The sequence below is a fragment of the Pseudomonas abyssi genome (assembly GCF_003444685.1).
Classification (GTDB): domain Bacteria; phylum Pseudomonadota; class Gammaproteobacteria; order Pseudomonadales; family Pseudomonadaceae; genus Halopseudomonas; species Halopseudomonas abyssi.
Window position 1 is genome coordinate 1 of the sequence record NZ_LMAZ01000016.1, and the last position, 8421, is coordinate 8421.

Annotated in this window: 6 protein-coding genes; 4 read left to right on the forward strand and 2 right to left on the reverse strand. The window is 61.8% G+C overall.

Translation table 11 applies throughout. The features are described from left to right. Positions 1–57: 57 nt before the first annotated feature. Positions 58–726, reverse strand: coding sequence for a crotonase/enoyl-CoA hydratase family protein (locus tag ASB58_RS19690; RefSeq protein ID WP_118132062.1), 669 nt, complete (start codon positions 724–726; stop codon positions 58–60). Next, the gene (locus ASB58_RS19695) at positions 723–2348 is read right to left on the reverse strand and encodes an AMP-binding protein (RefSeq protein WP_118132063.1); all 1626 of its coding nucleotides are present in this window, start codon (positions 2346–2348) and stop codon (positions 723–725) included. Before ASB58_RS19695 ends, ASB58_RS19690 begins: the two co-directional genes overlap by 4 nt. A gap of 262 nt (positions 2349–2610) precedes the next feature. On the opposite strand from ASB58_RS19695, the gene ASB58_RS19700 reads away from it, so the two are divergent. The 4 genes from ASB58_RS19700 (at position 2611) to ASB58_RS19715 (ending at position 8223) form a co-directional block, all read left to right on the forward strand. Continuing rightward, positions 2611–3405 (forward strand): IclR family transcriptional regulator, encoded by a 795-nt coding sequence (locus ASB58_RS19700; RefSeq protein ID WP_065335774.1) that lies wholly within the window; start codon positions 2611–2613, stop codon positions 3403–3405. Positions 3406–3724: 319 nt separating this feature from the next. Further along, positions 3725–5818 carry a 3-hydroxyacyl-CoA dehydrogenase NAD-binding domain-containing protein gene (locus ASB58_RS19705; RefSeq protein ID WP_118132064.1) on the forward strand — a complete coding sequence of 698 codons (2094 nt, stop codon included), beginning with the start codon at positions 3725–3727 and terminating at the stop codon, positions 5816–5818. Between the two features lie 63 nt (positions 5819–5881). Continuing rightward, positions 5882–7078, forward strand: a complete 1197-nt coding sequence (locus ASB58_RS19710) for an acyl-CoA dehydrogenase family protein (RefSeq protein ID WP_096006342.1) — start codon at positions 5882–5884, stop codon at positions 7076–7078. Between the two features lie 11 nt (positions 7079–7089). Beyond that, positions 7090–8223, forward strand: coding sequence for an acyl-CoA dehydrogenase family protein (locus ASB58_RS19715; RefSeq protein WP_118132065.1), 1134 nt, complete (start codon positions 7090–7092; stop codon positions 8221–8223). Positions 8224–8421 lie beyond the last annotated feature (198 nt).

The following is an 8421-nucleotide window of genomic DNA, read 5'->3' on the forward strand; positions in this document are numbered from 1 at the left end:
CCCCCCCTTAGCTCGCCGTGAAGGCGAAAAGCGAACTACCAGAAACCATGCCGATACTCAGCCCAGCAAGCCGACAAACGCCTCACGCAACGGCGCATTCAGCAGCGCCCGCGTCTCGCGGTAGGCACGACGGTCCAGCCCTGCCAGCTGCCGGGTCTTGGCGCGGGCACGCTCAAGCAGCTGATCGGCCGGCTGCAACTCATCAAAGAAACCGACTTCCAGCGCGCCGGCCGAGGCAAATACCTCGGCCTGCAGGACGCAGCGGTTCAGCCACTGCGGCGACAGACGCGCGCGCGCCTGCAGCATGGCGCCATCCGGCATGGTCATGCCAATCGCAACCTCGTTCAGCGATACCCGGTAGTCACCCTCGGTGCCCAGCCGGTAATCCGCCAGCAGCAGCATGAAGGCGGCCTTGGCCATTGCATGGCCCGTGGCGGCGATGACCACCGGTGCCGGGTAATCCAGCAGCGCCAGCGTCAGCCGATCACCAGCGGCGCGCATGGCGTCGCAAGCCGGGCCACCGGCGTCAATCAGCTTGCGGTCATAGCCACCACTGAAGATCCCGGGGCGACCGCTGATCAGCAGCGCTGCATCGGCCTCCGCCGCCTTGGCGATGGCCGCCAGCAACTGCTCCAGCATGGTTTCCGACAACGCATTGGCCTTGCCGTCGTCCAGCTGGATCTCAGCCACCCCGTCCTGCAGGCTGAACTGCAGTGGCTCACTCACGCCTTGCCCTCACCGCGCGCTTCGTCACGCAGTACCCGTCGCAACAGCTTGCCGACGGTGGACTTGGGCAGGTCGTCGCGGATCTCGACGTGCTTGGGCACCTTGTAGCCGGTCAGGTGTTCCCGACAGTGGCCAATAATGGCACTGTCATCCAGCGTGGCGTCGTTCAGGCTGACGAAGATCTTGATCGCCTCACCGGTGCGCTCGTCCGGCACGCCTACGGCAACGCACTCACGAATACCGGCATGAAGCATCACGGCGTCTTCCACGTCGTTGGGGTAAACGTTAAAACCGGAGACCAGAATCATGTCTTTCTTGCGGTCGACCAGCTTGAGGAAGCCCTCTTCATCCAGCACGCCGACGTCACCGGTCTTCAACCAGCCGTCGTCCGAGAAGGTAGCAGCCGTCTCGTCTGGACGGTGCCAGTAGCCTTGCATCACCTGCGGGCCCTTGACCAGCACTTCGCCCGGCTCGCCGCGTGGCGTTTCGTTGCCATTGTCATCCACGGTCTTGACCCAGGTGTCGATCACCGGCTGCCCGATAAAGCCTTCTTTATATGGCGTCTTGGAGGTCGAGGCGACCACCACCGGCGAGGTTTCGGTCAGGCCGTAACCTTCACGCACCACGCTGCCGGTGCGCGCCTGCCAGCGGCGAGCGATCTCGGTATTGAGGGGCGCACCGCCCGAGTTGACCCACTTCAGGCGACTGAAATCGACGTTGTCGAACTCGGGGTGATTCATCAGCGACACGAACAGCGAGTTGATACCGGTCAGCAGGGTGAAGGGGTGACGCTTGAGATCGGCAATCAGCCCATCCAGATCGCGCGGATTGGTGATCAGGATGGTGTGGAAACCGGTAAACACCGAGGCGATGCAGTTCGCGGTGAAGGCGAAGATATGGTAGAGCGGCAGCGGCGACACCCGCACTTCATTGCCGTAATCCACATCGCCTTCCTTGAGGATGCTTACCGCCTGCAGCACGTTGCAGAGAATATTGCGGTGGGTCAGCATCGCCCCCTTGGACACCCCGGTGGTGCCGCCGGTGTATTGCAGCAGCGCCAGGTCATCCAGGCCGCGCTCCGTCTCGATGGCCGGCAGCTCGTCGCCCAGCCGCAGCGCCTGCATAAAGCGCACCTCGTCCGACTCACTGCTGTCGAATTGCGGGTTGCTGTAATCATCCATACTGGTGACGATCAGCGTATCGATCTCGGTGGCGCCCTGGATCTTGCGCACCAGCGGGACCAGCTTGTCGAGCACGACCACGGCGCGAGCGCCGGAGTCGGCAAACTGGTGGCGAGTTTCGTGATAGGTGTACTGCGGGTTGGTATTGACGATCACCAGGCCGGCACGCAGAGCTCCGAAGATGGCAATGGTGTACTGCAGCAGGTTGGGCAGCTGAATGGCCAGGCGGTCACCGGGCTGCAGACCGGCATGCTGGCGCAGATAACGAGCAAAAGCGTCGGCGCGGCCACGCAGTTGATTAAAGGTCAGAGTGTCGGCGCCGCAAGAAAATGCCGGACTGTCGCCATAGCGGCTGCAGGACTGTTCCAGGATATCGAAGATCGTGGTGTGACCCAGTTCTGCCAGTTGCGCACTGACGGCATAGTGCTCAGGTGTAGACATCTCAGCCTCTTGTTTTTGGACTATTGTTTTGCACTGCGGAACGAAATACCAAAAAGATGCTAGTCTATTCAAGGCGGGCTGTGCAATGATCGAGACACTTCGCACTGCCGCCATTAACAAAACAGATACAGAGTATCAGTGTGTCACTGTGCCGGGCTTTTGATCGTGATATCTTTCCGCGCGCTGGCGACAGCAATACCTGATAAGGCACCAAACCACATTCGGCCGCATCACCCTGATGCGCCACAAGGTACATGACCCGATGAAAGATGAGCTGGAACCAACAGTAAAGGACGCCCCTGCCAAGGACCGCAAATTCGTTGAAGCGCTGTCACGCGGGCTGGACGTGTTGCGCGCCTTCAGCCAGGGTTCCGTGGTCATGGGCAATCAGGATATCGCTCGCATCACCGGACTGCCCAAGCCGACGGTCTCGCGCATGACCTACACGCTGACCAAGCTGGGCTACCTGAGCTACTCCACTCAACTGGAAAAGTACCAACTCGACTCCGGCGTACTGGCGCTGGGCTATGCCTACGTCTCCAACCTGCGTGTGCGCCAGCTGGCCAAGCCGTACCTGGATGAGTTTGCCCGCAACACCAATACCTCGGTCGGTCTGACCTGCCGCGACCGCCTGTCGATGATCTATGTCGAAAACTGCCGCCCGTCGGAATCCACCTCACTGCGCATGGATGTGGGCGAGCGTCTGCCGCTGGCCACTACCGCCGCCGGACGCGCCTATCTGGCCGCCATGAAGGACGACGAGCGCAGCTACCTGCTGAGCGCGATCGAAGCCCGCAACCCGGATACCTGGCCGGAACTGCAGGCCTCGCTGCAGCGCAGCTTTGATGAGTACCAGCAGCACGGCTTCTGCCTTTCACTCGGCGACTGGGATCGCAGCGTCAACGCCGCCGGCGTGCCGCTGCGCCTGCAAGACGGCAGCCTGATGGTACTCACCTGCGGCGCCCCCTCCTACCTGGTCTCCGAAGAGCGTGTCAAAACCCAGCTGGCCCACCAGCTCGCCATGCTCGCGCGCGATATCGAAAGGCTTGGGGTTTGACCCCAGCTGCAAGCGGCAAGCTTCAAGCGGCAAGCTTCAAGCGGCAAGAAAAACCCGGACCTGTGTGAGCCGGGTTTTTTGTGCCCACCTGAAACAAGCCCCCTCCGGTTCGGGGTTCGCTTGAAGCTTGCAGCTTGCAGCTGTGATGAATCCGGCCATCGCTAGCGACGGCCGGATTCATCACCTTAACTAATAAACCCCCATTTCCTTTTCCCGAGGCATCGACAAGCGGTTTTATTTTTTGTATTTTGCCTAGCGAAACATGATTCCGCTATTTCGCGTAGTGAAACACACCCAACAAAACAGACGGAGATCGAGCATGTCTGATGTGGTCACTCTGGAGCGCAAAGGCGCCATCGCGGTCGTTACCGTGAACAATCCCCCGGTCAATGCCCTCGGCATCGCCGTGCGTGAAGGCCTGCAGCAAAGCTTCAAAGCTGCCGAAGCCGATCCGGACGTCAAGGCGATCGTCCTGGTCTGTGAAGGCATGACCTTCATGGCCGGCGCGGACATCAAGGAATTCGGCAAGCCGCCGAAGGAGCCGAGCCTGCCTGACGTGGTCAACGGCATCGAAGCCGGCAGCAAGCCGAGCGTTGCTGTCATCCACGGCACCGCCCTGGGCGGCGGCCTGGAAGTGGCCGTCAGCTGCCACTACCGTATCGCCGTCAAGAGCGCCAAGGTGGGTCTGCCGGAAGTGAAACTCGGCCTGCTGCCGGGTGCTGGCGGTACCCAGCGCCTGCCGCGCCTGGTTGGCGTTGCCAAGGCCCTGGACATGATCGTCAGCGGCAACCCGATCGGTGCCGTGGAAGCGCACGATCTGGGCGTGATCGACGAGCTGGTTGAGGGCGACCTGACCGCTGCCGGTATCGCTTTTGCCGAGAAGCTGCTGGCCGAAGGCAAGGGTCCGCGTCGCACCGGTGAGCGTACCGACAAGCTCGACGGCGTCGACAACGCCGCCGCTGTTGCTGCCAAGCGCGCCGAAATCGAGAAGAAGATGCCGGGTCTGTTTTCGCCCCAGCGCTGCGTCTCCGCCGTTGAAGCCGCTTTTGCCCTGCCGCTGGCTGAGGGCCTGAAGCGCGAGCGCGAGCTGTTCGGCGAGTGCCTGGTGTCGCCGCAGCGCGCCGCGCTGGTTCACGCCTTCTTCTCCGAGCGTCAGGCCTCCAAGATCAACGACCTGCCGAAAGACACCCCGGTGCGCGACTTCAAGTCGGCCGCGGTCATCGGTGGCGGTACCATGGGCGTCGGCATTGCCATCTGCTTCGCCAACGCCGGTATTCCGGTGAAGATTCTGGAAATCAGCTCAGAAGCCCGCGACAAAGCCCTTGAGCGCGCCCGTGACACCTACGGCATGAGCGTCAAGCGCGGCAGCCTGAGCCAGGACGCGCTGGAACAGCGCATGACTCTGATCAGCGGCGTGACCGGCTATGCCGACCTGTCCGACGTCGACGTTGTTGTCGAAGCCGTGTTCGAAGACATGGGCGTCAAGCAGAAGGTCTTCGAAGCACTGGACGCCAACTGCAAGCCCGGCGCCATTCTGGCCTCCAACACCAGCTCGCTGGACCTGAACGCCATCGCCGAGTTCACCAAGCGCCCGCAGGATGTGGTTGGCCTGCACTTCTTCAGCCCGGCCAACGTGATGCGCCTGCTGGAAGTGGTGCGTGGCGAGAAAACCGCCAACGACGTACTGGCTACCGCCATGGCGATCGGCAAGAAGCTGAAGAAAGTCTCGGTGCCGGTGGGCGTGTGCGACGGCTTTGTCGGCAACCGCATGGTATTCCAGTACGGCCGCGAGTCCGAGTTCCTGCTGGAAGAAGGCGGTACCCCGGAGCAGATCGACGGCGCGCTGCGCAAGTTCGGTCTGGCGATGGGCCCGTTCGCCATGCGCGACCTGTCCGGCCTGGATATCGGCCTGGCGATTCGTACCCGTCAGCGTCAGACCCTGCCGGCCGAGTTCAAGCTACCGGTCGTATTGGATAAGATGGCCGAAGCCGGCCTGCTCGGCCAGAAGACCGGCAAAGGCTTCTACGTTTACGAGAAGGGCTCGCGCACCCCGCTGCCCAACCCGGAACTGCCGGCCATCATGGAAGCCGCTTCCAAGGAGCAGGGCATTGAGCGTCGTGAGCTGAGCGATGAGTACATCATCGAGCGCACCATCTACGCCCTGATCAACGAAGGCGCCAAGATTCTGGAAGAAGGTATTGCCCAGCGCGCCAGCGACATCGACGTCATCTACCTGAACGGCTACGGCTTCCCCGCGCATCAGGGCGGCCCGATGTTCTATGCTGACGCGGTCGGCCTGGATCGCGTGTACGCCCGCATCTGCGAATTCCACGAACAACATGGCGCCTGGTGGAAGCCGGCCGCTCTGCTGGAAAAACTGGCCAAGGAAGGGCGCAAGTTCGCCGACCTGTGATGAATCAGTACGGTCAGCCCACGGGCTGACCGTCGGATACCCGTATTACAACGAGGAACCACAATGGAAATCCATTTTTCTCCCGAACAGCTCGCCTTCCGTGATGAAGTGCGTGAATTCCTGAAGCAGGAGCTGCCTGCCGACATCGCTCAGAAGGTCAAGCTGGGCAAACACCTGCACAAGGCAGACCACGAGCGCTGGCAGAAAATCCTGTCCAAGCGCGGCTGGTACGCGCCGGGCTGGCCGGTAGAGCACGGCGGCACCACCTGGGGCCCGATCGAGAAGCACATTTTTGACGAAGAGTCCGCCGCTGCCGGCGCGCCGCGCCTGGTGCCGTTCGGCGTCAACATGGTTGCTCCGGTGATCATCAAGTTCGGTACCGAAGAGCAGAAAGCCACCTATCTGCCGCGCATTCTGGATGGCACTGACTGGTGGTGTCAGGGTTACTCCGAGCCGGGCGCCGGTTCCGACCTGGCCTCGCTGAAGACCCGCGCCGTGCGTGATGGCGATCACTACATCGTCAACGGTCAGAAAACTTGGACTACCCTAGGCCAGCATGCCAACTGGATCTTCTGTCTGGTGCGTACCGATCCCGAAGCCCAGCAGCAGCGTGGTATCTCCTTCCTGCTGATCGACATGGCGACCCCGGGTATCACCGTTCGCCCGATCATCACCCTGGACGGCGACCACGAAGTCAACGAAGTCTTCTTCGACGACGTCAAGGTACCGGTCGAGAACCTGGTCGGTGAAGAGAACAAGGGCTGGACCTGTGCCAAGTACCTGCTGACTCACGAGCGTACCGGCCTGGCTGGTATCGGTGCGTCCAAGGCCGCGCTGACCAACCTCAAGCGCATCGCCTCCAAGCAGCAGAAGAACGGCAAGCCGCTGCTCGAAGACGCGCTGTTCCGCAGCCAGATCGCCGAAGTCGAAATGTCGCTGATGGCGGCGGAAATGAGCACCCTGCGTATCGTTGCCGCAGCGTCCGAAGGCGGCGTACCGGGCTCCGAGAGTTCCATCCTGAAGGTGCAAGGCACCGAAATCCGTCAGGCCATCACGCACCTGATGCGCAAGGCGCTGGGTCCGTATGCCCTGCCCTTCCTGCCGGAAGAAATGGAACTGGACTACGACGGCGAAATGCTGGTTGACGACTACGCGGCCACCCCGGCGTCGCAGTACTTCAACATGCGCAAACTGTCGATCTTCGGTGGATCCAACGAGATCCAGAAGAACATCGTCTCGAAAATGATTCTTGAGCTCTGAGGAGGCCGACCGTGGATTTCAAACTGACTGAAGAGCAGCAAATGCTCAAAGAAACCGCTGAACGCCTGGTTCGCGACGTTTACGATTTCGAAAGCCGCAACAAATTCAGCGCCAGCGAAGCCGGTTTCAGCACCGCCTTCTGGCAGCAGCTGGGTGAGCTGGGCCTGACCGCCATTCCGTTCTCTGAAGAACTGGGCGGCTTCGGCGGCACCGGCGTTGAAACCATGCTGATCATGGAACAACTGGGCAAGGGCATCTGCCTGGAACCCTACATGGAGTCCGTAGTGCTGGCTGGCGGCCTGATCGGCCAGCTGGGCAGCGACGCGCAGAAAGAAGAGCTGCTGGGCGGCATTGCTACCGGTGAGCTGCAAGCCGCCGTTGCACTGGACGAGCTGAACAGCCACTACGACCTGGCCAACGTCACCACCACGGCCACCGAGCAAGGCGGCAGCTGGAGCCTGAGCGGCCGCAAGGGTGTTGTGATCGGCGGTCAGACTGCCGGCAAGATTCTGGTCTCTGCCCGTACCGCTGGCAACAGCCGTGACGAGCAAGGCATCAGCCTGTTCGTGGTGGACCCGAACGCAGCTGGCGTAACCCGCCGCGTGTACGCCACCATTGACGGTCGCAAAGCCTGCGAGCTGTTCCTGGACAACGCGCCAGGCGAGCTGCTGGGCGAAGCCGGCAAGGCCTTCGACGCCATTCGCTACCAGAGCGGCCGCGCCATCGCTGCCCTGTGTGCCGAAGCGGTCGGTGCCATGCGCACTGCCTGCGACCTGACCCTGGACTACCTGAAGACCCGCAAGCAGTTCGGCGTGCCGATCGGCAAGTTCCAGGTCCTGCAACACCGCATGGTCGACATGATCAGCGAACTGGAGCGTGCCACCTCCATGGCCATTCTGGCCGCCTCGCTGGCAGACGATGCCGACAGCGCCGAGCGCAGCGCCAAGCTGGCCGCCGCCAAGTTCATCGTCAACCGCGCAGGTCGCTACGTGGCCGAGCAGTGCATCCAGCTGCATGGCGGTATCGCCATGACCTGGGAGTACAACGGCGCCCACTACGCCAAGCGCCTGGTCATGATCAGCCACCAGTTTGGTGATGATGACCACCACCTGGAAGCTTACGCAGCGCAACTCGGCGCCGCGTAATTCCCTTCAGGACTGCCGGGTTGGCGACAATCGGTCACTAACCCGGCATTTTTGTCCAACAAAGCGACAATTTGTACTTTCGGGCGCTCACTCTGCCCGGTATCCTATGCACCCCTTTTAACGTCATGCGCCCGCGGGCGTCTCAAGACTTGTGGAGGACTAACGTCCATGAAAATCCTCGTTGCCGTTAAGCGCGTG

Coding starts and splice junctions, on each gene's coding strand:
- ASB58_RS19695 (WP_118132063.1), bottom strand. CDS start 2,348: ATGTCTACACCTGAGCACTATGCCGTCAGTGCGCAACTGGCAGAACTG.
- ASB58_RS19700 (WP_065335774.1), top strand. CDS start 2,611: ATGAAAGATGAGCTGGAACCAACAGTAAAGGACGCCCCTGCCAAGGAC.
- ASB58_RS19705 (WP_118132064.1), top strand. CDS start 3,725: ATGTCTGATGTGGTCACTCTGGAGCGCAAAGGCGCCATCGCGGTCGTT.
- ASB58_RS19710 (WP_096006342.1), top strand. CDS start 5,882: ATGGAAATCCATTTTTCTCCCGAACAGCTCGCCTTCCGTGATGAAGTG.